Below are 606 nucleotides of genomic sequence, written 5' to 3'. Positions count from 1 at the left end.
CGGCCCCACCGTGGTCGAGAGCTTCGGATCGACCAGCCTGACCRAGCTTGGCACGCACTTCTATCTTTACGACGGCAGCGGCACGGGCCCATCGCTCAAATATCAGGGCGCCGACTATGTCGACGGTCAATTCGGTTCGATAACGCCGATCGGCRCCGAGCAGACGGCGAGCGGATACGAGGTCGCCTGGAAGCAGCCAGGCGCCGATCAGTATTCGGTGTGGCTCACCGACAGCAATGGAAACTACCTCTCGAACGCTCTGACCAGCGTATCGGGAGCCAGCGGCGTGCTGCAATCGATCGAGACCAGCTTCCAYCAGGATCTCAACGGCGACGGGACGATTGGCCCTGCGCCGTCCGGCCCCACCGTGGTCGAGAGCTTCGGATCGACCAGCCTGACCRAGCTTGGCACGCACTTCTATCTTTACGACGGCAGCGGCACGGGCCCATCGCTCAAATATCAGGGCGCCGACTATGTCGACGGTCAATTCGGTTCGATAACGCCGATCGGCRCCGAGCAGACGGCGAGCGGATACGAGGTCGCCTGGAAGCAGCCAGGCGCCGATCAGTATTCGGTGTGGCTCACCGACAGCAATGGAAACTACCT

1 pseudogene is annotated in these 606 nt (G+C 62.1%); it reads left to right on the top strand.

Going from position 1 to position 606, the window contains the following annotated elements:
• Window positions 1-606 (top strand): annotated as a pseudogene (locus AC1DW2_RS43865) (M10 family metallopeptidase C-terminal domain-containing protein); the annotation flags it as partial.

Source organism: Bradyrhizobium sp. P3_C3 (assembly GCF_056402655.1).
This window is presented reverse-complemented; position numbering and strand designations above follow the sequence as displayed.